At 42.9% G+C, this 24,853-nt stretch carries 21 protein-coding genes; 9 read left to right on the plus strand and 12 right to left on the minus strand.

What is annotated here, in order from left to right; genetic code table 11:
• Nucleotides 1–125 precede the first annotated feature (125 nt).
• On the plus strand, nucleotides 126–620 hold the full coding sequence (lrp, locus tag ACQEXS_RS01285; RefSeq protein ID WP_367988710.1) for a leucine-responsive transcriptional regulator Lrp: 495 nt from the start codon (nucleotides 126–128) through the stop codon (nucleotides 618–620).
• 141 nt (nucleotides 621–761) lie between these two features.
• Nucleotides 762–3,689 carry a DNA translocase FtsK 4TM domain-containing protein gene (locus tag ACQEXS_RS01290; RefSeq protein ID WP_427012817.1) on the plus strand — a complete coding sequence of 976 codons (2,928 nt, stop codon included), beginning with the start codon at nucleotides 762–764 and terminating at the stop codon, nucleotides 3,687–3,689.
• Between the two features lie 219 nt (nucleotides 3,690–3,908).
• Here ACQEXS_RS01290 and dsbB read toward each other — a convergent pair whose 3' ends face one another.
• Both dsbB and nhaB read right to left on the minus strand, forming a co-directional pair.
• Nucleotides 3,909–4,427, minus strand: a complete 519-nt coding sequence (dsbB, locus tag ACQEXS_RS01295) for a disulfide bond formation protein DsbB (protein WP_427012538.1) — start codon at nucleotides 4,425–4,427, stop codon at nucleotides 3,909–3,911.
• Between the two features lie 85 nt (nucleotides 4,428–4,512).
• The gene (nhaB, locus tag ACQEXS_RS01300; RefSeq protein ID WP_367988712.1) at nucleotides 4,513–6,102 is read right to left on the minus strand and encodes a Na(+)/H(+) antiporter NhaB; all 1,590 of its coding nucleotides are present in this window, start codon (nucleotides 6,100–6,102) and stop codon (nucleotides 4,513–4,515) included.
• A 638-nt stretch (nucleotides 6,103–6,740) separates the two neighbouring features.
• On the opposite strand from nhaB, the gene fadR reads away from it, so the two are divergent.
• The gene (fadR, locus tag ACQEXS_RS01305; RefSeq protein ID WP_367988713.1) at nucleotides 6,741–7,580 is read left to right on the plus strand and encodes a fatty acid metabolism transcriptional regulator FadR; all 840 of its coding nucleotides are present in this window, start codon (nucleotides 6,741–6,743) and stop codon (nucleotides 7,578–7,580) included.
• Between the two features lie 101 nt (nucleotides 7,581–7,681).
• Here fadR and ACQEXS_RS01310 read toward each other — a convergent pair whose 3' ends face one another.
• Nucleotides 7,682–9,364 (minus strand): aspartate:alanine antiporter, encoded by a 1,683-nt coding sequence (locus tag ACQEXS_RS01310; RefSeq protein WP_427010319.1) that lies wholly within the window; start codon nucleotides 9,362–9,364, stop codon nucleotides 7,682–7,684.
• A 154-nt stretch (nucleotides 9,365–9,518) separates the two neighbouring features.
• The gene (locus ACQEXS_RS01315; RefSeq protein WP_367988715.1) at nucleotides 9,519–9,782 is read right to left on the minus strand and encodes a GrxA family glutaredoxin; all 264 of its coding nucleotides are present in this window, start codon (nucleotides 9,780–9,782) and stop codon (nucleotides 9,519–9,521) included.
• A 265-nt stretch (nucleotides 9,783–10,047) separates the two neighbouring features.
• Between ACQEXS_RS01315 and ACQEXS_RS01320 the strand changes: the two genes are divergently transcribed.
• Nucleotides 10,048–11,289, plus strand: coding sequence for an iron-containing alcohol dehydrogenase (locus tag ACQEXS_RS01320; protein ID WP_367988716.1), 1,242 nt, complete (start codon nucleotides 10,048–10,050; stop codon nucleotides 11,287–11,289).
• 24 nt (nucleotides 11,290–11,313) lie between these two features.
• On the opposite strand, the gene ACQEXS_RS01325 is transcribed toward ACQEXS_RS01320, so the two are convergent.
• From ACQEXS_RS01325 to ACQEXS_RS01345, 5 genes are all read right to left on the minus strand, one after another.
• Complete coding sequence (locus tag ACQEXS_RS01325; RefSeq protein WP_367988717.1) at nucleotides 11,314–12,168, minus strand: MurR/RpiR family transcriptional regulator; 855 nt, start codon at nucleotides 12,166–12,168, stop codon at nucleotides 11,314–11,316.
• Between the two features lie 283 nt (nucleotides 12,169–12,451).
• Entirely contained in the window at nucleotides 12,452–14,098 is a 1,647-nt protein-coding gene (gene panP, locus ACQEXS_RS01330) for a pyridoxal-dependent aspartate 1-decarboxylase PanP (RefSeq protein ID WP_427012539.1), read from the minus strand.
• A gap of 107 nt (nucleotides 14,099–14,205) precedes the next feature.
• Nucleotides 14,206–14,718 (minus strand): hypothetical protein, encoded by a 513-nt coding sequence (locus ACQEXS_RS01335; protein ID WP_427010317.1) that lies wholly within the window; start codon nucleotides 14,716–14,718, stop codon nucleotides 14,206–14,208.
• Between the two features lie 83 nt (nucleotides 14,719–14,801).
• Entirely contained in the window at nucleotides 14,802–15,707 is a 906-nt protein-coding gene (locus ACQEXS_RS01340; RefSeq protein ID WP_427012540.1) for a lysine exporter LysO family protein, read from the minus strand.
• A 20-nt stretch (nucleotides 15,708–15,727) separates the two neighbouring features.
• Nucleotides 15,728–16,648 (minus strand): HDOD domain-containing protein, encoded by a 921-nt coding sequence (locus ACQEXS_RS01345; RefSeq protein ID WP_427010315.1) that lies wholly within the window; start codon nucleotides 16,646–16,648, stop codon nucleotides 15,728–15,730.
• 365 nt (nucleotides 16,649–17,013) lie between these two features.
• Between ACQEXS_RS01345 and ACQEXS_RS01350 the strand changes: the two genes are divergently transcribed.
• A complete protein-coding gene (locus ACQEXS_RS01350; protein WP_367988722.1) occupies nucleotides 17,014–17,601 on the plus strand; it encodes a TfoX/Sxy family DNA transformation protein in 588 nt (195 codons plus the stop codon).
• Between the two features lie 94 nt (nucleotides 17,602–17,695).
• Here the strand turns inward: ACQEXS_RS01350 and ACQEXS_RS01355 are convergent, their stop codons facing one another.
• From ACQEXS_RS01355 to ACQEXS_RS01365, 3 genes are all read right to left on the minus strand, one after another.
• On the minus strand, nucleotides 17,696–18,244 hold the full coding sequence (locus tag ACQEXS_RS01355; RefSeq protein ID WP_367988723.1) for a hypothetical protein: 549 nt from the start codon (nucleotides 18,242–18,244) through the stop codon (nucleotides 17,696–17,698).
• 181 nt (nucleotides 18,245–18,425) lie between these two features.
• Nucleotides 18,426–18,923 carry a response regulator gene (locus ACQEXS_RS01360; RefSeq protein WP_427012541.1) on the minus strand — a complete coding sequence of 166 codons (498 nt, stop codon included), beginning with the start codon at nucleotides 18,921–18,923 and terminating at the stop codon, nucleotides 18,426–18,428.
• A 10-nt stretch (nucleotides 18,924–18,933) separates the two neighbouring features.
• Nucleotides 18,934–20,880, minus strand: a complete 1,947-nt coding sequence (locus ACQEXS_RS01365; protein WP_427010313.1) for an ATP-binding protein — start codon at nucleotides 20,878–20,880, stop codon at nucleotides 18,934–18,936.
• Nucleotides 20,881–21,053: 173 nt separating this feature from the next.
• On the opposite strand from ACQEXS_RS01365, the gene ACQEXS_RS01370 reads away from it, so the two are divergent.
• From ACQEXS_RS01370 to ACQEXS_RS01385, 4 genes are all read left to right on the plus strand, one after another.
• Nucleotides 21,054–22,319: a DUF945 family protein gene (locus tag ACQEXS_RS01370; protein WP_367988726.1), complete on the plus strand. Its 1,266-nt coding sequence runs from the start codon at nucleotides 21,054–21,056 to the stop codon at nucleotides 22,317–22,319.
• A gap of 124 nt (nucleotides 22,320–22,443) precedes the next feature.
• On the plus strand, nucleotides 22,444–23,526 hold the full coding sequence (gene serC, locus ACQEXS_RS01375) for a 3-phosphoserine/phosphohydroxythreonine transaminase (RefSeq protein WP_427012542.1): 1,083 nt from the start codon (nucleotides 22,444–22,446) through the stop codon (nucleotides 23,524–23,526).
• A 180-nt stretch (nucleotides 23,527–23,706) separates the two neighbouring features.
• Nucleotides 23,707–24,126, plus strand: coding sequence for a nuclear transport factor 2 family protein (locus tag ACQEXS_RS01380; RefSeq protein ID WP_367988728.1), 420 nt, complete (start codon nucleotides 23,707–23,709; stop codon nucleotides 24,124–24,126).
• Nucleotides 24,123–24,848, plus strand: coding sequence for an SDR family NAD(P)-dependent oxidoreductase (locus tag ACQEXS_RS01385; protein WP_427012543.1), 726 nt, complete (start codon nucleotides 24,123–24,125; stop codon nucleotides 24,846–24,848). Before ACQEXS_RS01380 ends, ACQEXS_RS01385 begins: the two co-directional genes overlap by 4 nt.
• Nucleotides 24,849–24,853: the final 5 nt, after the last annotated feature.

Here is a 24,853-nt window from a genome sequence, read left to right on the forward strand (position 1 = left end):
ACTATATGTAGGGTGTTATTGTCGAATTAATCTCTAGTATAGTGGCTAAAGTAAAAAATTTGATACTGAATATTAATAAGTTGTAGTATATTTTTTTGCAAGGAAGTAATAAGGTGGAATAAAAAATGGCAGACAATTATAAAAAGCCGTCTAAGGATTTGGACCGTATTGATCGCAATATTCTAAATGAACTGCAGAAAGACGGTCGTATTTCGAACGTAGAACTGTCTAAGCGTGTAGGCCTTTCGCCAACACCATGTCTAGAGCGTGTACGTCGCCTAGAACGTCAAGGGTATATCATGGGTTATACGGCTCTGCTAAACCCTCAATACTTAGACGCATCTCTATTGGTATTTGTTGAAATTACGTTAAATCGTGGTGCGCCGGATGTATTTGAACAGTTCAATACTGCGGTTCAAAAGCTTGATGATATTCAAGAATGTCATCTTGTTTCTGGTGACTTTGATTACCTTCTAAAAACACGTGTATCTGATATGGGCGCTTACCGTAAGCTGCTTGGTGATACATTACTACGTCTTCCAGGAGTGAATGACACTCGCACTTACGTGGTAATGGAAGAAGTTAAGCAAACAAACCAATTGGTTATCAAAACACGATAATTGGGTTAAGTATCAAAATCCCTTTCGATATTCTGACTTTAGATAATTGGGTTTTTGATTGCGATATGGTTAAATCAATAGTCCGAGCACCGTTGGCTGCTCGGACTATTTTTTTATATGAACAGTGAATTTAAGTTGGTTATGTTCAAGCAGAACAAAAGTAAAATTGAGACAATAATTAAAACGGGCGAAGAACCTCAGTCTTCACGCCTTAACGGACCTCAGCGCCTAAAAGAGTGCAGTCTTATTGTGGTTGTATTGGCGTCCATATTATTGTCTGTCGCACTTCTTACATTTAGCCCTGCAGACCCTTCTTGGTCTCAAACTGCATGGGGTGTCGACATTGAAAATGCGGGTGGCATGGTAGGCGCGTGGATTGCAGACACGTTGTTTTTTACTTTTGGCTCCTTAGCTTACACATTACCAGTAATTATTACTGTCACCGCATGGATAGTGTTGCGCACACGAGATGAAGATGAACCTATTGATTTAATGCTATGGGGAACGCGACTTTTAGGTCTGACTGTTTTGATACTAACCAGTTGCGGCTTAGCAGATATTAACTTTGATGATATCTGGTTTTTCTCATCTGGCGGTGTGATTGGAGATGTGCTGACCAGTTTGGCACTGCCAACATTAAACGTCTTGGGTACAACACTTGTGCTTCTATTCCTTTGGGGCGCAGGCTTTACACTACTTACGGGTATTTCGTGGCTCACCATTGTGGAATGGTTAGGTTCATCGGCGTTATCCATGGTGACGAAGCTACTTAACAAAATGCGTGGAAATGGTGATGAGTTGGTCGAACCTGCGCTCAACGAACCCGTATTTGATCAAAAAGAAGTGACGGAACCTAGCTTGGGAAGGGGTGTTGAGTCCATTAGTCTAGAGCCTATTGATGAGCCAAAACTCACAGCGGATCCTGAACGTCATTTCAATATCCATATGCCTTCCTCTCAATCAAATGTTGACCAAGAAGAAGAGTGGGACCCATTACTTGCACCAAGTACGCCCGAATCAGCGGCATCTCCTGAGCCTGTTCAACCCGTTGTTAGAGTAGCCCCTGAACCCGTGCAAGCGATTCAGCCAGCACAGCCTATTGTTGAGCGAACTCGCCAGCTTGGAGCGACCATTGAGGAACTCGAGGCCGCAGCAATCAGTGCCGATGATCTAGCACCTCAAGAGCAGGTGCCACCACAACCAATGGCGTCGATTACCGAACCAAAGGCAGAAGTGATTGATGAACCCGTGGAAGACATGCCGTGGCAAGTACAAGAAGAGGAAAAAGAGCCGCTTCAGTCAGAAGCTTCGTCTTCAATGAGCATGGTGCCAGAGGTTTCTGAGCCCAATGAACCAATCATTTCTGACTTCAATGTTGTGGATGATGATGCTTCAGCTGAAAGAGCGGAACCAGTAATCGTTGAGGAGCCAGTATTTGAACCAATGGCAAATGAAGCTCCAACCAACGACGTTGAAGCGTTCCAGAATATTGTGGCAGAAGCTCAGGCAAAAGTTGTTGCGCAGCAAAATCCATTCTTAGTTCAGCAAGACGTGAACTTGCCAAAACCGGCAGAACCTATGCCGACCTTAGAGCTACTTTACCATCCAGAGAAACGTGATAACTATATCGACCGTGATGCGCTTGAAGATATAGCACGCCTCGTTGAATCGAAATTAGCGGACTACAAGATCAAAGCCGATGTGGTCGGTATATTCCCTGGTCCTGTCATTACACGCTTTGAATTGGATTTAGCACCTGGCGTTAAGGTGAGCCGCATTTCAGGCTTGTCAATGGATCTGGCTCGTTCATTGTCTGCAATGGCGGTCCGTGTTGTTGAAGTGATTCCAGGTAAACCGTATGTTGGTTTAGAACTGCCAAATATGAGTCGCCAAACGGTGTACTTCTCGGATGTGGTAGGTAGCCCACAATTTGTTGAGGCGAAATCGCCAACGACTGTGGTACTGGGTCAAGACATTGCTGGTGAAGCGGTGATTGCTGATCTGGCTAAAATGCCTCACGTACTGGTTGCCGGTACGACAGGCTCTGGTAAGTCTGTGGGTGTGAACGTCATGATTTTGAGTATGCTTTACAAAGCAACACCTGAAGAAGTTCGCTTTATCATGATCGACCCTAAAATGCTTGAATTGTCTGTTTATGAAGGCATACCACACCTTCTATCAGAAGTTGTAACAGACATGAAAGATGCTTCAAACGCTCTAAGATGGTGTGTGGGTGAAATGGAGCGTCGTTATAAGCTTATGTCTGCGCTGGGTGTACGAAACATCAAAGGCTTTAACGACAAGCTTAAAATGGCAGCAGAAGCAGGCCACCCAATTCATGATCCATTGTGGCAGCCGGGAGATAGTATGGATCCTGAGCCACCGCTACTAGAGAAGCTACCTTATATCGTCGTTATCGTAGATGAGTTTGCCGACTTGATGATGGTGGTTGGTAAGAAAGTAGAAGAGCTAATCGCTCGTCTTGCCCAAAAAGCTCGTGCTGCCGGTATCCATTTGATTCTGGCTACGCAGCGCCCGTCTGTCGATGTTATTACCGGTTTGATCAAAGCGAACATTCCAACAAGGGTTGCGTTTACCGTTTCGACTAAGACTGACTCACGTACGATTCTTGATCAAGGTGGGGCAGAATCCTTACTTGGTATGGGGGATATGCTTTATCTACCTCCAGGTTCAAGCCATACTGTGCGTGTTCATGGTGCTTTCGCGTCTGATGATGATGTACATGCTGTTGTTAACAACTGGAAGGCGCGTGGTAAACCAAATTACATTGAAGAAATTACCAGTGGGGATCAAGGCCCAGAGACGTTGCTACCGGGTGAAAAAGCAGAAGCAGATGAAGATATGGACCCGCTGTTTGACCAAGTTGTTGAACATGTGGTGCAGTCTCGTCGTGGTTCGGTGTCCGGTGTTCAGCGTAGATTCAAGATTGGTTATAACCGAGCCGCTCGTATTGTCGAGCAATTAGAGGCTCAGGGTATTGTGAGTGCGCCTGGACATAACGGAAACCGCGAGGTGTTAGCGCCTGCACCAGGACGAGAGATGAACTAACTACTTTCATAAATAAAAAAGCAGGTCATTGACCTGCTTTTTTATTGCTCGCTTTAAACGTCTTGGCTCTTTAAACAAGCAAAGTGTAGTTAATCATTGCTTGAAGAGATTTCTCCTAGCTAAGGAGAACAAGGGCTCGGTATGAATGGATTGTAGATGGCAGGCAATAAAAAAGGTTGGCGTTTGCAGGCCAACCTCTTGATGTTGTGTAGTGATTGTTTACTTAGTTTTTGCAAACTGAGCGAGAACAATAACCGCAAGAGCGACAAGGTTTGCCGCAAAAATAACCACTAACCACTGAGGCATAGAAAGTGTCAAAAATTGCCATACAATTTTGCTGCAATCTCCGTAGGCTTCAAACATCCAAGGAACCCACTTATTTAATGGCGCCCAATTTGGAAATGTGACGAATAGATCGCATGTAGCAAATGGAGAAGGGTTAAACTGATAATCGACGTGCTGAAGCGCTAACATTAGACCTTTATAAGCACTTAATCCCCACGCAGCCAAACCAAGCCAACGAACCACAGAATTGTTTGGTGCCATCAAGCCGAACAAAGCTGCGATACCCACACCCATCATTGCGACACGTTCATAAATGCACATCACGCACGGGGAGAGCATCATTACGTGTTGGAAAAATAATGCGCAGGCTTCAAAGAAGATGACAAAAATAAGCAGTAACAGCCAAGATAATCGGCTTTGAGAAAATGATTTGATGGTCGAAAGTATGTTCACGGAAGTATCCAAAATAAGAAAAAGCTCTGACTAATCAGAGCTTTTTATCGCGGAAAAGTTTCAGTATCAACAAAAACTTTTAATATTAATGGCCAACAGTTACGGCCGGGATCACATCATTTGCATGAGGTACGATCCAGCCAGCATCGTAAAACCATGCCGTCATAGGTTCAACAAGGAATACAATACCTGCTAGGCCTACCAATGCCAAAACAACAGTGTATGGTAGTGCCATGATCACCATTCGACCATAAGAAAGGCGAATGAGTGGAGCTAATGCTGAAGTTAACAGGAATAGGAATGCCGCTTGGCCATTTGGTGTCGCCACTGATGGTAGGTTAGTACCGGTATTAATAGCAACCGCAAGTAAGTCAAACTGATCACGAGTAATAATACCTTCAACAAGCGCGGTTTTAACTTCGTTGATGTAAACCGTGCCCACAAAAACGTTGTCTGATACCATCGACAGCAATCCATTTGCCACATAGAACAATGCCAACTGCGCACCTTTATCTTCAACGTGCAATACTGCATCGATAACGGGCTTAAATAGCTCTTGGTCAATGATGACAGCTACGATAGAGAAGAATACCGCAAGTAGGGCTGTGAATGGCAGCGCTTCTTCAAAGGCTTTCCCTAACGAATGCTCTTCAATCACACCTGTAAAGGCGGTCGCAAGGATAATGACAGATAAACCGATTAACCCAACAGCTGCTAAATGAAGCGCAAGACCAACGATCAACCAAACGGCAATTAAACCTTGAATCCAAAGCTTAGCGACATCTTGGTTGGTACGATTCTTACGCTCTTCAGTGTCGAAGTCGACTAAGATCTGACGGACATTCTCAGGTAGGCGAGCGCCGTAACCAAATACCTTAAATTTTTCCACCAACACACACGTAATTAGGCCACAAACTAAGACCGGAGCGGTCACTGGCAACATTCGCACGATGAATTCGCCAAATTGCCACCCAGCTTGATCAGCGATAATAAGGTTTTGTGGTTCGCCAACCATTGTCATTACGCCACCTAGAGCAGTACCGACCCCGGCATGCATAAGTAGTGAGCGTAAGAAAGCACGATAATTCTCAAGGTCATCACGAGTGAGCTCAGACAAATGGTCATCTTGAGTATGGTCGTGTGAAGCATTTGACCCCTTTCCTGACGCAACTTTGTGATAAATAGCGTAGAAACCAATTGCCACGCTAATCACAACTGCGATTACAGTTAATGCATCTAAGAAAGCTGACAGAAACGCAGCCGCAAAGCAAAATGCGACGGAAAGCATCGATTTAGAACGAATACCAAGAAGAATCTTAGTAAAAATAAATAGAAGCAACTGCTTCATGAAATAAATACCAGCAACCATGAAGACCAGAAGTAATAACACTTCAATGTTGGCAACTAATTCATGTTTTACTTGTTCCGGGCTAGTCATGCCGATAGCTATGGCTTCTATCGCAAGCAAGCCACCGGGTTGAAGTGGGTAGCATTTTAAGGCCATTGCGAGTGTAAAAATAAACTCTGCAACAAGTAGCCAGCCAGCTACGAATGGATCAACCAAAAAGAAGACAATAGGGTTGATAATAAGAAAGGAAATAATGGCAACTTTGTACCAATCTGGGGCTTTACCAAGAAAATTCTTAATAAAGGCATTTCCGAGCGACATCGGCATTGTTAATACTCTTTATTGTAATGAATAGACACTGCATGTGCTTGTATCCATTATCGGCACGTTATTTTAGGAAACAATCCCGATTCAACAGTGACTTAGAAAAACAACATAGAGTTGGGCAATGTGGCCTTGCCAAGTCACTCCCTGAGAAAGACAAGCACTCCTTTACTTTGGTCGCCACTCTACTCTTCGATGGGATTTAGTCAATATGAATGTATGATTCGACTCTCAACTGATAAGAATTTTGTTTAAAAACGCGATCAAAGTGGCGTTAGCATAACATAAGAGTTGTGAAAAAAAGTATTCGGTGGCTACAAATTGAGATAAATGATGTGAAAAGCAGTTTAAGTTGAATATATCAATGAAAAAAACAACATAAAATTGAGTTTTTAATAATTGAACTAAACACCATAACACTATATGCCATCTAGTGTTAAGTACGTTTTAGAGAGTGATAATTTGAATAAATACTCGTTCTCTTATAAACATATGTTCTAATATATTCAGATTAAATTAGAGTTAACACTCTATATTGATTTTGACTGAAGTTTGTTGTTCGCCGGTTTCCGATAAGCTCCAACTAGTGGTATGATGAGTTCCATTCGACCCAACTAAATATAAATTGGAACAATAAATAAATGGTCATAAAGGCAAAGAGCCCAGCAGGTTTTGCGGAAAAGTACATAATCGAAAGCATTTGGAAGGGGCGCTTTCCTCCTGGTTCGATTTTACCGGCAGAGCGTGAGCTGTCTGAGCTAATTGGTGTTACTCGAACAACGTTACGTGAAGTACTGCAGCGTTTAGCAAGAGATGGCTGGTTAACCATTCAACATGGTAAGCCGACACGAGTAAACCAGTTTATGGAAACATCGGGTCTACACATTTTAGACACGTTGATGACGTTAGATGCCGATAATGCAACGTCGATTGTAGAAGATTTGCTTGCAGCACGTACTAATATCAGCCCAATTTTTATGCGTCATGCGTTTAAGGCAAATAAAGAAAATGCTGCAAGAACGATAGCCGGGGTGATTGAATCGTGTGAGGCGTTGGTTAATGCTGAATCTTGGGATTCTTTTATGGAGTCTTCGCCATACGCTGAAAAAATCCAGCAGCACATTAAAGATGATGGTGAGAAAGACGAAGTTAAACGCCAATCAATCTTAGTTGCGAAGACTTTTAACTTTTATGACTATATGCTTTTCCAACGTTTAGCATTTCATTCAGGCAACCAAATCTATGGTTTGATTTTTAATGGTTTGAAGAAACTTTACGACCGTGTTGGTAGTTATTATTTCTCAAACCCACAAGCGCGTGATCTCGCGTTGAAGTTTTACCGTGATCTATTAGAAGTTTGTGAAAGTGGTTCTCGTGATGATATTGCAAGTGTTGTTCGTCACTATGGTATGGAAAGCGCTCAGATCTGGAATCAGATGAAAATGACATTGCCGACCAACTTTACGGAAGACGATTGCTAATTTATAGCTCATCCGTTTGCTACGAATAGAACCGTGATATAACAGCACCACTAAAAAAAGCCACCTTCAAAAGAAGGTGGCTTTTTTAATGGTTTGTTTTTCTAGCTTAAAATGATTAACACCGTACCCGCAAGCGTCATCAGAATATTCGCTATTGCGTAGGTCCCGGCATAGCCTAGAGCTGGAATGGTAGACTTAGCGTAGTCGTTCACAATATCCATTGCCGGAGCGCAAGTTCGGGCCCCAATAATGGCCCCGAATAAGAGTGCTCGGTTCATCTTCAATATATAGGCACCTACAAAATAGGCTAACGCAACAGGCACGACACTGACAATAAAAGCCAGTCCAATAACCTGAGGGCCAACTTGAGAAAGGTGCTCGAACATCTTCCCGCCTGCACTTAATCCAATGCCAACCATAAAGAACATCAGGCCTAGGTCTTTGACCATATTCAGTGCCCCTTGAGGGACATAGCCGAACGTTGGGTGGTTGGCTCGCAAGAAACCAAGCGTGATACCTGACAATAAAAGACCCACTGCATTACCTAAGCCAAAGGAGACTTGACCAAAAGTCATTGTTATCAAGCCAAAAAGAATACCCAAGATAAAGAAGCTGCAGAATGCGAGTAAATCGGCCATCTGGCTATGGATTGAGATGAAACCGATTTTTTCAGCAAGGCCGTGTACGCGGCTTTTCTCACCACTTACCTGAAGAATGTCCCCTTTGGCTAGAACAATATCTAAATCCATCGGCATTTCAATCTGAGCACGTACTACGCGGTTTAAGAAACAGCCATATTCAGAGAGGTTCAAGTCAGAAAGACGCTTCCCAGCCATCGAGTCACTTTTTACCACGATTTCTTCTTCTGCAATACGCAGATCCAGCAAGTTACGATCGAACACTTCCTTACCATTACGAAAACTTGGATCGAGGCGAGCGTGGCTGTCTGGGAACCCTACCAGCGCAATTTCATCACCTTCTTGCAAAATCGCATCACCATCTGGGTGGGCAAGAATACCATTTCGTCGGATACGTTCGATGTAGCAGCCAGTTTGACGGTAAATACCCAACTCGCGCAAGTTTTTCCCATCTATCCAATTTATCAGCTCTGGTCCGACACGATACGCTCGAATAATTGGAAGGTAGACCTTACGTTGGCCGGAGTTGCCAAGCCCACGCTCCTGAGCTATTTGCTGGGCAGAATCAGAAAGGTTTTGCTTTTGCATTTTAGGCATCAGCTTGGCAAACATGATCATACTGATCAATCCGATCAAATAAGCCATTGCATAACCGACAGAGAGATTCTCTATGACTAAGCCAAAGTCCATATTTCTTGGGATTGACGCCAAACCCGAATTCAGCGCATCTTGTGCACCAACTAAAACTGGGGTTGAAGTGAGAGCACCTGCCATCATACCGGCAGAAAGACCAAAATCGAGGCCAAGATAATGGCTGGAGTAATAAGTAATACAGAGTGCTGTGGAGAGTACAACCATACTCAAAATAAAGTAATGTTTACCATCACGGAAGAAAATACCGAAGAAGTTCGGCCCAGCTTCAATGCCAACGCAATAAATAAATAGCATAAAGCCAATGGTCAATGCATCGGTATTAAAAGTAAAACCTAGGTGACCCATGATCAGCGCGGTAATGAGTACGCCGATGGAGTTACCTAATTGGAGATTTCCAATGCGGACTTTACCAATTGCCAGCCCTATTGCGAGGACGACAAAGATCAAAAGAATTGGGTTTTGTTTGAGCAAGAGTACGACGTCAATGTTCACGGGGCAGTTCTATATTTTTTGTGCCGACAGGATAAGTGTGCGAATTGTATCTGAATATTGCAAAAAGATAAGTGAATTATTTTATTTTTAGCGATTAGTTCAGGTATTAAAAAACCCGCTGTAAGTAGCGGGTTTTATATAATCAGGAGGTCAATTAATCGAATAGACCCAAGTTTTCTTTTGCATATGCTTCGAAATCATCACAGCCGCCAATGTGCTCTTGATCAACAAAGATTTGTGGTACCGTTTCAACAGGTTTACCAACCGTTTTTTCAAGGTCAGCTTTAGAGATACCTTCAGCTTGGATATCTACATAGCGGTAGTTGAAGTCGTCACGCTTTGCTTTTAGTGTTTCTGCGTGTTCTTTTGCACGAACACAGAATGGACAAGCTGGGCGACCAAAGATAACTACGAACATATACTTTCTCCTTCATTTTGATAACGACAACTATGCCTCATCCCTCATAGGAAATAAAGATGCATTTACCTCTTGTTTCGATAGGTAAAATCTATCGACGTATTTTTGTTCAACTCGGATTAAAAATGCGATAGATCACGTGAAATTTTTTAGAAAGACACTATTTTTATAAGGGTATTTTCGACAAGTTGCACTTCATCAAGTTAATTTTATTCAGTAGCAGGCAAGCTATTGATAAAGGAGTCTTAGGTTCGGGGAGCAAGCTATGTTTCAGTTTATGACCTCAACGCGCATTGTTTTCGGGGAAGGTGCGTTGCAGTCTTCGTTATCTCTTTTTAATCAATATGGGTACAGCGTACTTCTCGTTACAGGGAAACGAACTGAACGGGCAAATCCTATTATTCGGTATCTGAAATCTCAAAAAATGCGTTACCAGCATGTTGCGATCTCGGGTGAGCCGAATATTACTATGGTCGAAGAAACGGCCAATATGGGCAGAAAATTTAAGCCGGAGATGGTGGTCGCTATTGGGGGTGGAAGCGTTCTCGATACAGGTAAAGCGTTAGCGGCAATCATTCCTAATCAGGGTGATGTGTACGATTATGTCGAAGTTGTTGGTCGTAGTGTTCCCTTGAAAACCAAACCTCTCCCTTTTATTGCCATTCCAACTACTGCAAGCACTGGTTCGGAAGTGACACGCAATGCCGTGTTACGTTCAGGGCAAGATCAAGTCAAAGTCAGCCTACGTAGCCCAGATATGTTGGCAGACATGGCTATCGTCGATCCGACATTAACATACGGCATGGACAGTTACACTTCAGGACGAGGTGCAATGGACGCATTTACCCATCTGATGGAAGCTTATGTATGTGGAGACCCGAACCCATTGACCGATATGATCTGCGAAGAAGGGTTAAGAAGGTTAAAAAAATCGATTCTTCCAGCCTGTTTAAATGATGACTTTGCTGCTCGATCTGATCTTTCTTTTGCCGCAATGTTGGGTGGAATGGCCACTACCAATGCAAAATTGGGGGCGGCACATGGTTTAGCATCAGCGCTTGGCGGCAAGCTTCATGCTCCTCATAGCGTTATCACCGCACGGCTCGCGCCGCATGTAATGACTGAAAATATTCGAGCAGCGAAAGTGATGCAACGCAATGATGTATTACATCGTTATGCCAAGGTTGCTCAAATCCTTACAGGACGTATTAATGCTCATATTGAAGATAGTGTGCTATGGGTAAATATGATGCTAGATAAACTCAAACTTCCTGAACTTAGAGAGTTTGGTGTCTGCAGCACATCGTTTGAACAAGTCGCAGAAGATGCGTTGAAATCGGTAGCCATCAAAGGAAATCCACTACCATTAACCGAAGGACGTTTAGTTTATATATTGCAGCAAGTGTGTGAGTGTGATGGTCGGTGTGAAAGTGGTGGTGCTGTTCGTGATGATATAGAAGCACCCGCGATCATGTTTATGCAGGGAGAGCAGGTGGAGGAGCAATAAAAAAGGAGCGTATACGCTCCTTTTTTAAAAGTGTGATAGCTTGTCATAGCGTGAGTCTTTTAATGCATCTTTAACACGCTTTAGGTTTTCTCTGAAACCTGAACCACGACGAAGCGTAAAGCCGGTTGCGAGTACATCAATGACAGTCATCTGTACTACTCGACTTGCCATAGGCATGTACACATCAGTGTCTTCTGGAACATCTAATGAAATTGACAGCGAACTTGCTTTGTCGAGCGGAGAGTCCTTTGCTGTAATTGCAATGACTGTCGCACCGTTTTCACGGGCCAAATTAGCGATCTCAACTTGGCTCTTTGTTCGACCGGTGTGGGAGATCAGTACGATAACGTCGTTATCAGTACAGTTAATGCAGCTCATTCGTTGCATTACGATATCTTCAAAACAAGTGATTGGGATATTAAAGCGAATAAACTTGTTCTGAGCATCCTTCGCCACAGCAGAAGATGCACCTAACCCGAAGAAGGAAATACGTTTGGCTTGTGTCAACAAATCAACCGCTCGGTTTACCTGCATTGGGTCTAGGCTATTTTTTGCCACATCAAGACACGCCATTGTTGATTCGAAAATCTTATGCGTGTAGGCATCTGGGCCATCATCTTCCTCGACATTACGGTTCACATAAGGTGTCCCGTTAGCCAAGCTTTGCGCTAAATGAAGTTTAAAGTCTGGGAACCCTTTGGTGTCCAGTCGGCGGCAGAATCGGTTAACAGTTGGCTCACTAACGTCAGCCATCTTTGCCAGTGTGGCAATACTAGAATGGATAGCAGTCTGCGGTGACGCCATTATTACTTCGGCAACTTTACGCTCGGACTTACTAAAGTTTTCTAGATTTTTTTGAATTTTTTCTAATGTATTCATAGTGTTCACGAGAGTATAGAGAACAACTCGTTGGTTATGCCTGCCTGATTGGCATTGAGGGAATAAATGACTTCCCAAAGTAGGCAACAACTAACCAACGCCATGGAACCAGTATAAACCTAACCTTTAGGTTTACAGTAATTTTTATACATATCAATTGGTGAGAATATGACAGGCCTCAAGTAAATTTTGTCTAAACTACAAAAAAACTTAGCTCAAGTGCTCAAATAATCAGAATGAGGCCCGGAATGACATATAAATTACATCAAATAGAAAGAAATTTTCACTTTTGCGTAATTTGACGTGCCAGAGTATCAAGTTGTGCCATGAGATTTGATGCCTGTTTTGCGATTTCTCGCTGCTCACATAAAACGGATGTCAAAATATCATTCGTTGTCAGTGGGTTAGCTAAAACGACTCGGAATACAATGGTGTCAGCTCTTTGCCATTTCTCTGGGTTGAGTTGGGTTCGGGACACAAACGATTTACCGGTTTCCCGTTGACGTTTTTGAATGAACTTAGTCAACTCGTTTAGTAACTGATTGAGTGAAAGTGCTTCGTTAGCATCTGCTTTATCTAACGCTTTTCGTACGTGCACTGGTATGTAACGATAGGTGAGAAGACACAATTCAGGTTGTGAAATGAGCTCAAAATCGTCTTGGTCAGCCACCAAATCTGCAAAATAACGCGCTTTGGTAATGCTTTGATCGATAAGTAGCTCATAGCCAGGGCGGCTGATAATGTGCATTGCGGCATAAACAAGCATCGCCATCCCTGAACGAGAGCCCTCTAGTGTATGGCTTCCTAAATCTTTAGAACCTTGACGTAAGATGTACTGTGCATGATGCTCAATAGACTTCATGGCATCAGGATCTTTAAACAGAACCATGCCAGCTCCCATAGGAATATAGAGTTGCTTATGGGCGTCAATGGTGACGGAATCAGCCAATTCAATGCCGTCGAGTAGGTGGCGATAGGTATTCGACATTAACGTCGCACCACCCCATGCTGCATCAACGTGGAAGTGACAGTCTTCTTGCTGACAGATCTTAGCGATAGCGTTTAACGGATCAATGTTGCCCGTTTCAGTGGTACCAGCCACCCCAACGACGGCAAATGGTTTGATATTCTGTTCTTTTAATGCGGTGATCTGGCGCTGTAAATCTTCAGGACAAATACGATTGTCCGCGCCTGTTTTTACCGGCACCAAGCCCTGTTGACCAATACCAAGGACGTCGGCAGCTTTCTTCAGTGAATAGTGTCCTCTTTCAGACACCAAAACTGCTAACCCTTGATAGCCATAGTGAGTCATTGCTCGGAAAAGACCTTCTTTTTCCACTCCTTGAAACTCACCATTTGCTTTCAGAGCGTTATTTCGAGCAACCCAAAGTGCAGTAATGTTGGCGATTGTACCGCCGGAGCAAAACGCACCGAGAGAGTGTACAGCGCTGTGCATCCATCGCGAGTAAAAGTCGTCATTTTGGTTGTAAATGAGTCGGTGGAGCATTCCAAGCACTTGGCGTTCTAAAGGCGTAAATGCCTTTGACGTTTCGATCTTCACCAAATTCTGGTTTAGCGCGATCATAATTTTCGACAAGGGCATCAAAAAATAAGGAAGCGCAGAGGTCATGTGACCAATAAAACTAGGTGAAGAAGTGTGTACTGAATGAGATACCAAGGTATCAAGCAGGTGCTGTGTATGATCCGAAACAAATGCCGGTTGTTCAGGCATAGCTGATGTTGAGAAATCTTTCTCAATGTCACGCAAAGGCTTTTCTTCTGCAACGATATGTTCGCGCAGGAATTTATTTAGGTTTTGCGATAACTCTTCATCAATTTTAGTTAAGGTGGAGTCTGGTCCTTCGGGAACCGTGAAAATTCGAAGTAAACTTTCGAAACTCACATCCGCCGTTTTATGTTCCATAACCATACAACGATTGCTCTAATTGAATTGTTTTTCTTGCAGGCGGGACAATCTAAACGAAAACGGGACTAATGTCCCGTCTTAAATGTTACATCTCGCGATAGAAATCTTAGTTAAGGGCAGGAAATCTGCTCAAGCTGCTTAATTGCACCATTATAGCGGGTTAAAGCTTGGTCAATTTGAGTCGGGTGGCTCAATAGATCAGCGAATGCTGAGCGAAGCTCGTAGTTCTGATTGTGGGGCTTAGCTTGGCGATCGTTAAAGGTCTTCTGAGCGATAGTACCAAGCTCATCACTGCGTGAGGCAAGAACTTTTACGTCATGCTGTTCGAGCTTTAACCATGCCTCGACAGGTTGTGCTGTCGCAACTTTTGAAGGGTCATTTTGTAGAAAGTATTTAACGGCTGCTCGATTGAGCTCAAAGTGGTTTTTCCTACCTTGCAAAAACCATTGGCTCACTTCTGCAAGATCTGGGTATTGCTGTACGGTTAACGTTGTCAGATCTTCATACCAATGCAAGGAAGCGTCAATGTAAGCATCGTATTTCTTGGATAAACAAGCATTATCTGCTGCAAAAGACATCGTTGATGCTGTAGTTAGTAACAGCGCAACAATAGTGCGTTTCATAATCAATCCTTTTGAAGTTACTTCGATATCATTATTATATTTTCGCAAACATCATAGAGAATATGTGCGAACTTTCCTGCGATCTAGCCTACAAGTGATACAAAGAATAGCATTAAAACAGGCACTAATAAGCTGAGAATAAACCCACTAACAATGGCAACAGGCACGCACCGTACCCCACCTGTTGTTTGGATGACGGGCAAAGTAAAATCCATTGCGGTTGCACCAGCATAGCCTATAGACGTGCACGGACGGCTGCGGATAAACAAAGGAATAAGCACCAAAGACACTAATTCTCTAAGCAGCTCTATCATGAATGAAGCGCCACCATAAACGGGGCCAAAGGCGTCACCCATCAAGATTCCCGCGAGGGAATACCAGCCAAAACCAGACGCCATCGCTAACCCTTTATATGGGCTGATATCTAACACAAATGCAGAGAGTAGGCCCCCAATTATTGAGCTGATGATCACAGTCAGGGCGATGATCATTCCATGTTTGTTGAGCAGAATTTGTTTTAGCGTCAGGCCACTGTTTCTCAACTGAATACCGATAAAAAACAGCAAGGCAAATAAGATCCACTCGCTAGCAGTATCAACCCAGCCTAAATCGATGGAAAGCATCAGCCCGACAACTAAGCCGCCACCGACGACAAAAATGAGCTTTAGAGACTCTAATGCCATGCTCGACAGTGGCAGTTTGCTGTGCTTTGTATCGGTGTCTATCGGCATGAATTTGTCGATGAGAGGAAGTGTTGCTAAGTTGCACAAGCCAATGCAGGCAAAGAATACTCCGGTATATTTCAAAATAAGCTGTAAATTCTGTCCAAGGTTATCCAATGCGGCCAAGCTGAGCCCCATTAACGCCAATATGACGTAGATAAGATTCGATGTAATCTTATTAATGGATTCTAAGCGAGAGGGGTTAGAGACAGAAATTAAATACCCCGCAACAAGCGGGGCAAATATAAACAGCATTCCTGAGAACATGGCACTTCCTGTTAGCGTTATTAAAGGCCGCTAGCGTTAATAACTTCATCAATCTGAGTTTTAAACTCAATATCACTCAAATTGCTGAGTTTGTACAGAATATCTGCACCGGTAATGTCAAATTCAACAGTATGTTCATCGATACTCTCATCTTTACGACGGAACATCAGAATGTGGTTAGCCATACGTGCAATATCAAGGTATTTCACGTCATAAGCAGAAATAGACGAAGATTCATTAGTTGCAACTTCAATAAAATCATTATCGAAGCCCCAGCTGGTCAATACCATTTTACTGGCGATAGAACATTGGTTATTAAAGATCTGTAGTGCGATATCTTGATCGAGATAATTACCGCGCTCTAGGTAGAGATAATATTCACTGACAATGCAGAACAAGCCAATATCAGCTAATAAACCAGTGAGAAGCGCTTTATCTGTTTCGATATTGCGATATTCACTGCTATTACTTTCTTTAAAACCTTTGGCAACCATCACCATAGTGGCGGCAAGCTCGCGAGAATTCGCGGCACTCTCAAGCAGAATTTGATTGCACTCTTTGCTCATATTTACTGAATGCTTTAGCTGCTCAATCGCTTGAGCGGTGACAATATCTCGGACACGCAAGATTCCAAGTCGAGATACTGCAGTGACTAAGTCAGTGCAAGTGATGTTTCGGCGATTAAAAATGACAGAGTTTGCAACACGGATAACAATGGCGGCTAAACCGGGATCTTCTAGAAGACAATCGGCGACATCACTGACGGAAGTCATCTCTTGAGTACATAGCTTTTGAATACGTAATACGACTTCTGGAATAGGAGGAAGAGAAATTTTTCCAGTACTAATGGACTGCTCAATAAGTTGAGCAAATTCGGTTTCGATTCCCTTGATCAACAGCTCGTTGTTCTCAGGGAGCCAGTAAAAAGATAAATGATTCATAAAAGAGTTTTTAGATGACGTTACATATACAGTGTAACTTTTCTACGAGGAGATAGGCAAATAAGTTGTAACGAACAATTGATGTCTATCGAAAGAATTTCCTAATGACGAGTGCTGTTTTTTTGACGATAACTATCAAAAAAACTCGCCACGTGATATCTGTCACTAATTGATATGAATTTAGTTTAATTGATGTGAGCTGTGCACAGACTTATTTTTCAACGTTAACTATCATTTATGGTATTCGATATTGGCACAACACAATACAAATAAACTTACAGTTGGCCAAACAGTTTACTTTTTCGCTTTAAAGCTGCTTCTATCTGGTGATCAAAAATAATCGGGGTTATAGATTAAAAGGATCAATGGATATGACAGAGCAATCGTTCATGCAGTACGTTAGCAAATTTGGTACTTTCCAAAAACGCTCTATGTTCGGTGGTACCGGCTTGTTTCAGGAAGAAGCAATGTTTGCACTTATCAGTGCGGATAAGATTTTTATTCGAGGTGGTGATGAGTTAGACCCTCAGCTAATTGAGCTCGGTTGTCAGAAGTATCGTCATGTTAAAAAACAGACGACGGCAACTGTAAACTATTATGAAGTGACAGAGCTATTTACAGAGAGAAGTGAGCAGCTTGACCATATTGTAAAACAGTCAATTGAATACTCAGTTTCTCAACGTAAATTCAAAAAATCATCGGCTAACCGTCGTTTACGAGATTTGCCTAATATGCAGCTTACATTAGAGCGAATGGTAAAAAAGGCGGGCATTGAAGATGTTGAAACATTTATGGAGTTAGGTGCGGCTGAAGTCTTCAGTAAAGTACGTCAGACATATGGCAGTGATGTTGATGTGAAATTGCTATGGAAATTCGCTGGTGCGATAGAAGGCATTCATTGGAAATTGCTCCAAGAGCCACGTAAGCGTCAGCTATTATCGAACTGTCAGTAAACCGTATTCTAAATATAAAAAACCGAGACATTTGTCTCGGTTTTTTGTTTATTTATGTCCAAGAGCTTTAAGCTTGCTTGGACATAATAACGAATTAGAACTTGAAGCGAGTGGTAAACATGATCTGGTCGCCATAGAAATCATTGATACGAGCTTCTGCGCCGAGAGAGAAAAGCTCTGTAGAGTGGAAGCGAGCGTATGCACCACCAATCCAGTCATCATTATCATCAATCGACACGTAACCAAGCTTACCACCAACTTCTAGTTGAGGACCTAGCCATTGGCGTACACCTAAGTTCAGCTCCATACCGGTATCAGTGCCTTTATCTGCGCCGTCATCGACTAAACGGAAAAGCATTTCACCCGTAAAGTCTGCCCAGTTATTAATTGGAGCGTGGAAACCGAAGCCTGCTGCTGCATCATAATCGCCTTCAAACTCAGAATCGACGCGGCCAATAACGTGAGCATTCGGGTGGATGGACTTACTCATTGCAGCACCGAAAGTAACTGGACTGGCACCAATGCGAGCCTCAAGATAATCGTAACTGAAGTTACTCATTACCGATGGGCTATTAGGATCAGTGTTTGCGAAAGAGTGGCCAGATGCAAGCACAAGCGCTGTTGCTAAGATTGTTTTACGCATACGAACGATAAACCTATTTAAAATTGTTAGTTTCCTTGGTCTTTAGCGACGACTCGCCACGACGTTATGTTTACGACATGATAATGCATCCAGACGGGTAGTCACCAAATAAATGTCATTGTTTTGTCGCTACTTCATAAAATAAGCAATCTGTGTGCCAGATCAATATGCTATCTGGTTATTATTCTCCGAAATTGATCCGGTTATCTGCGATTGCGTTAAAGATTTTTTCTGTATCGAGAACTTGGGCCCATTGCATGAGATCCGGGTCATTGTTAATGACGTATTGTGTTAGCTGTGCTTTTACGGTGTCTCTTAAGTCGTCTCCACGCCAAGGTTTGGCAATATAAAAATCAAGACTGGAGTGATTGACTGCTTCTACGGTGTCTTCTAATCCTGCTTGGCCAGTGAGCAGCAGTTTTCTGGTTGCTTGGGTGGCATCGTCTTGGTTCAGCTCGATCAGAAAGCTGATTCCAGTTTGCTCAGGCATGATGTGATCGCAGAGAATGAGTGCGAGCGGTGTCTCTTCATTTTTATATTCTTCAATGATTTCCTTAGCTTCAGAGACTGACTCCGCAGCTTCGATGGAAAAATGCGCTTCAAACTCATCGAGATCTTGAATCACGCTGTCTAAGACTTCACGTTCATCGTCGACACATAAGATTAGGTATTTACTCATGGATGACTCCTTATGGTGTTGTGGACGAGGTATCCTTTTGAATAGGCAACCACACGCTCATTTTGGTAAAGTGGTTTTGTTCTGACTCCACGACTATTCTTCCTCCATGTTGGGCGACGATTTGCTGGCATACTGACAATCCTATTCCCAAGCCGAAATTCCCTTCTTTTTTCGTCGTGAAGTTAAGGGTGAATATCTGTTCAACCAGTTGTGGTGGTATTCCGCAGCCATTGTCTTCAAAGCTGACCACTGCCCAATCTTGGTGTTGGGCATACTCTAAACGTGTTTGCAGCCGAAGTTTTCCTTTGCTAGGAAATGCGTCAATCGCATTAGAAATCAGGTTGGTCCAAACTTGTTGCAAAGCAATCGGTAAACAATAGATGTGCGGTAATTGGCAATATTCTTTTTCAACGTGATGGAACTTGAGCCGGTTTTCAAAGATCATCAAGGTATCTTCGATGCCTTCGTGAATATCTACCGAATGGAAGGTTTCATCATCTGGTCGCGCGTAACCCTTGAGACTTTTGACCATATCAGCGATGCGTTGGGCGCAAACATGGATAGAACGGAGTGTACTGCCAGTTAAATGGTAGTGTTCAAGCATGTTTAGTTCTTTAAGGGTTTCTGATGGTGATGCTTGTACTTTGCTTTTTAAGTGTGCATCCAGCTCTAACCCTAACTTTACGATCTTTTTAGCAAGGCGCCGGTCACCTAACTCAGCTTCGAGCTGCTTGGCCATTTGCCGTTCTTGAGAGGTCGATATTGGCTTTGCAGTAAGCGCATTGGCCAACAGTTCTGCACCTTTGTTACTAATGGCTTGATGTTCAGGTGAAGTCACAATGTTGGCAATGTTTGCTTTTAAGGTGTCTGTTCCTCTTAATATCGCTGCGACAGGGTTATTCAGTTCATGAGCGACACCAGCAACCAATTGTCCTAGCATCGCCATCTTTTCTCTTTCGATAAGCTGCTGATGGGCCGACTCTAAAGACTCTAAAGTTTTTTGCAGTTCTAATTTGGTATGAATACTTCTCTGTAAACGACGATTGAAGTGACGGAGTAACAGGTTGGTAAATAATGGCAATAAGCTGGTGTTGGAGTGCATGACTTTAGCAAACACCTCACGATCCAATTTGATAACCTCAGTTCTTGTCAACGTAATGGCTGTTGAGAATGATAGTTCTCCTGTTACGAAAGACATGCCACCAACAATATTTCCTTTGTTATGTCGAACCACTTCGCGCTGCATACCAAGGTCATCTTTTTTATATAAGGCCACTTCGCCATCGGTAATGAACCATAGAAAGCGGTTTTCTTCTCCTTCTTTTGTTAGAAGGTGTTCGGCTGAATATGTCCGGCATGCCCGGGTGTCATCGTTTGAAGCAAAAAAGTCGTGAAGTGCCTGAATGACTTGCTGTGCCAGTTCGTCATCACTGAGTCGGTGGTGGTCACTGATGAATCCTTCGCGATAGCTGCGCATCTTAAGATCAATATGGGCTCGAAGGAGGCGTTGTTGTTCTAATACTTGGCTGTAGGAAAGCGAATTTTCTACATCATTTTCTAAAACATAGGTAGTGAGCTCTTTTAAAGCTGTTTGATACACCAGCTTGTCTTGTAAAGGTTTGGTTAGGCAGTGATCAAGGCGACCTTCATTGACCGCAGTCACGATGGCTTGGATATCTTGTCCACAGCTGATGAGGATTTTACGAGCGCCCTGAGTATGCTTTAGCTTGTCGAGTTGAATTAAAAAATCGGCGCCATTGAAATCATCTTGATGGCTTGCGATGACGAGTGCCACGGTTTGTCCGTTATCTTGGCAATAATCAAGGGCAGTGTGTGCCTCTTCAAGTGAGCTTGCAGTATGAAGATCGAATTTTGTAGTGAAGTGGCTAAGCTCATGACGCAGTTGTTCTGCGCTGGTGGGGTTATTGTCTAAGCAGAGGATTGCAAATTGATTCACTTAATCGCCATAAAGTGACTGAAAGACTGATTTCACTGTAGCAATCTTTGCCTTTAGGTGTTGAGAGCTAGGTTCTATTATTTCTGCAGATTTGTACTTAAGGCCAATAGTCTGATTTATCTCAATGTTTTTTGGTGTAGACTGATTGAAACGATCAACAAAGAAAATAGACCATGCATCAGCTTAAAAAAATCGGCGCTATAGGTGGCGCAATCTCATTAGCACTATGTTGGCCTCTTGCGGTAGGGCAAATTGGTCAGAATGTTATTACCGATGGCATCAATAATTTCGATAACGCTTCCGTAAAAGCAGAAATTGTCAGCTACGACCGTGGCTACTTATCGTCCGTTGTTAAAACGCGCTACACCTTAACCGATGAAGCGTTGGCGGAGCAGCTTCAGGCCGACGGCTTGCCAACCGACTGGATTGTGCTCAGTAATATTGATCATGGGTTATTAAGCTTGAGTGCCGTTTCTGTTTTAGAAAATGTGCCTCAGTTACCGCTTACTTTGAATACGGTGACGCAATTAAATGGGAATACCGACTTCTCGCTAGAGCTGGCCGCTTGGCATCAGGAATTCTCTGGTGAGGATGGTGCGGCTATTTCCATTGCACCGTCAAACTTAACTGGACATGCTACCGTTTTAGGCAATGTGAATTATCAGTTAGATATTCCTTCGATAGAGATTGATTTTAACTCTGGTGAAAAATTGATCATGACGAGTTTAACTGGTCAAGGTGATGGAAAACAGCTCAATGGATATTGGCTGGGTGATCAAGTTGCCAAATTGGATAGTATTCGCCTTACCGAGGGTGAATCGACAACACTTCTCGACATTAACCAAGCCCAATATGAGTTCAACTCAGCGCTAGATGACATGACGAGCCGTTTAGATAGCCATCATGTATTTACCATCAATAATGCAACAATGGATGAAGACACGTTGTCTAATTTCAAAGTGGATGTTTCGCTTGGTGATATTGATAGTGAATCATTCAGTCAATTACTTTCCTTATATCAAAATAATCCTCAGTTGACTGAAACAGAGATTCAGAAAGCGATTCCTTATGTTGAAACGTTATTCTCTAAAGGCTTTAATCTGACGATGAATAAGATGGCTTTAACACTTGGTAAAGGGGAATTTGAGTCTGCATGGAATGTTACGATTCCTGAAGGTACCGATAATGTGGCTGCCGATCCAACAAAAATTTTGCCAGCTCTGACTGGTAAATTGGATACCTATTTTTCTGATGAGCTTGTTGAAGAGTACCCATTTATCAAACAAGGTATCGATGAAGCAGTGATCATGGAATTTGTTCAGGATACCGATACAGGTTACAAGATTAATGCGGACTTAAAAGATGGTAAGTTAGTTTTTGCTAATGGACAGCAAGTGCCTTTGTTTGCTCTTCTCATGCCCTTGATGTTACAACCATAGTGAAAATTATTCATGTTTAGGAAAGAAAAGAGGTCTTAAGACCTCTTTTCTTGCTTTTTATCCGCGAAAAAACGTGTTATTAATCGTGTAGTTCTTAATTAAAGCATGAGCAAGGAAAGACAGAATGGACAATGTATATAACTTTAGTGCTGGCCCTGCAGGTCTGCCTAAAGCAGTGATGGAAAAAGCGCAAGCTGAGTTCGTAAACTGGAATGAGCTGGGCACGTCCGTCATGGAAATCAGTCACCGTAGTAAAGAGTTTATTAAAGTGGCTGAAGAGGCAGAGCAAGACTTACGTGATCTGCTGAACATTCCGAGTAATTACAAAGTACTGTTCTGTCAGGGAGGCGCTCGTGCTCAGTTTGCGGCGGTGCCATTAAACTTGCTTGGTGAGGCAAAGAAAGCGACTTACATTGATGCTGGTTATTGGGCCGAAAGTGCAATTAAAGAAGCGAAAAAGTACTGTGAAGTGGATACTTTTCTCGCAAAGTCAGAGAAAGATGGCAAAACGGCAGTATTAGAAGCTTCTAAGTGGCAGATCGATTCAGAATCTGCGTATGTTCATTTCTGTCCAAATGAAACCATTGATGGTATTGAAATTTCTGATTTGCCGGTGACGGATAAACCGATTGTAGCGGATATGTCTTCAAACATTCTGTCTAAACAGATAGACGTATCTAAATATGGCGTAATATATGCGGGCGCCCAAAAGAATATCGGTCCAGCAGGTATCTGTATTGCTATCGTTCGTGACGATTTACTCGATCTAGCGAGCGAACTGTTGCCAAGCTTCATTAACTACAAAGTGTTGGCAGAAAAAGACTCGATGTTTAATACGCCACCAACGTTTGCTTGGTATCTGTCAGGGCTAGTATTTAAGTGGCTTAAAGAGCAGGGCGGTGTCGCTGCAATGGAGCAAGTAAACCGAGAGAAAGCAGAAGTGCTTTATGGCTACATCGATCAATCCGATTTTTATCATAATGGCGTTCATCCAGAGAACCGTTCTCGTATGAACGTGCCTTTCCAGCTCGCTAAACCTGAACTTGATGGTTTGTTTTTAGAGCAAGCGAGCGCACGTGGTCTAGTGGCTTTGAAAGGGCATCGTGCTGTTGGTGGCATGCGTGCTTCCATCTACAATGCAATGCCTCTTGAAGGGGTAAAAGCGTTAGTTGAATTCATGAAAGAGTTTGAAGCAAATAACGCTTAGTATTCCTACTCATATGCAAAGGCTTGGTTTTTACCAAGCCTTTTTTGATCCTTCCTTATATTTCTTTCGTATCCAATAACATAAAAGCTTCAAGCTGAGGTTTGTGCGTATGGTTGCATTTGTCTACGCTTAAATCTAAGCCGATAAGCGTATGGTGTTCAGGAAGGGCGGATAATATATATGGACATTTCAGAAGTTGGGAGACTTTACCAACAGCTAGACAAGTCGAGCTTATTTTTGCTCAAAGATATCTACCATCAAAATATTGTGTTCGAAGATGCTGCACATCGTTTAGTTGGGATTGAGCAACTAGAGCGTTACTTTCAGGGGTTATACGATAACGTTCTTCGCTGCGATTTTGATATTGATGAGCTGCAACAAGTCGGTGAGACTGGCTTCTTAACATGGACGATGCATCTCCAGCACCCGAAACTCTCCAAAGGCAAGAACATCGAAGTGAGTGGCGTAAGCCACCTAAAGTTCTCGGAAGGAAAGGTCATTTACCACAGAGACTACTTTGATCTGGGTGAGATGCTCTATGAAAATCTGCCTCTTCTTGGTCGTGTCGTTAAAGGTATCAAGCAGAGGCTAGCTCAATGAGTTGTGTGTTCATTACCGGAGCTACATCAGGCATTGGCCGGCAGTTAGCGATAGATTATGCCAATGCTGGTTGGATGGTCGTGGCTTGTGGCAGAAATCAAAGTCGTTTATCTGAGTTATCACGGTTGTCCCCTGTAATACAAACGCTTTGTTTTGACATGACTGAACTAAGGGCGATTAAAGAACAAGTCGCTCAAATGCAGTGCTCTCCAGAACTTTGGATATTAAATGCTGGCGATTGTGAATATATCGACCATGGGAAGATTGATGCGGCGCTAATAAAGCGCGTGTTTGATACGAATGTTATTGGATTGGCTAATACCTTAGAGGCCATTCAACCCTATTTTAGTACTGGTGACAGAGTGGCTATTGTCGGTTCCATCGCAAGTGAAGTTGCGCTACCTAGAGCTGAAGCTTACGGCGCTTCAAAAGCGGCAGTAAGCTATTTGGCTCGATCGCTTGCTCTTGATTTAAAACCTTATGGAATAAAAATATCTACGATCTATCCCGGTTTTGTTAAAACGCCACTAACGGATAAGAACACCTTCCCAATGCCTTTTCTCGTCTCGCCTGAGCAAGCATCAAAATGCATCCAGCTTGGATTAGAAAAAGGGAAAGAAACGATCTACTTCCCAACTCGATTCACCAGCATGCTCCGATTTCTTGGGGTGCTACCTTATTTTTTACAGCGCAAGCTCACAGCGCAACTCACTTCCCGATAAGAAGG

It is taken from the genome of Vibrio sp. TRT 17S01, from assembly GCF_050113695.1.
Lineage (GTDB): Bacteria > Pseudomonadota > Gammaproteobacteria > Enterobacterales > Vibrionaceae > Vibrio.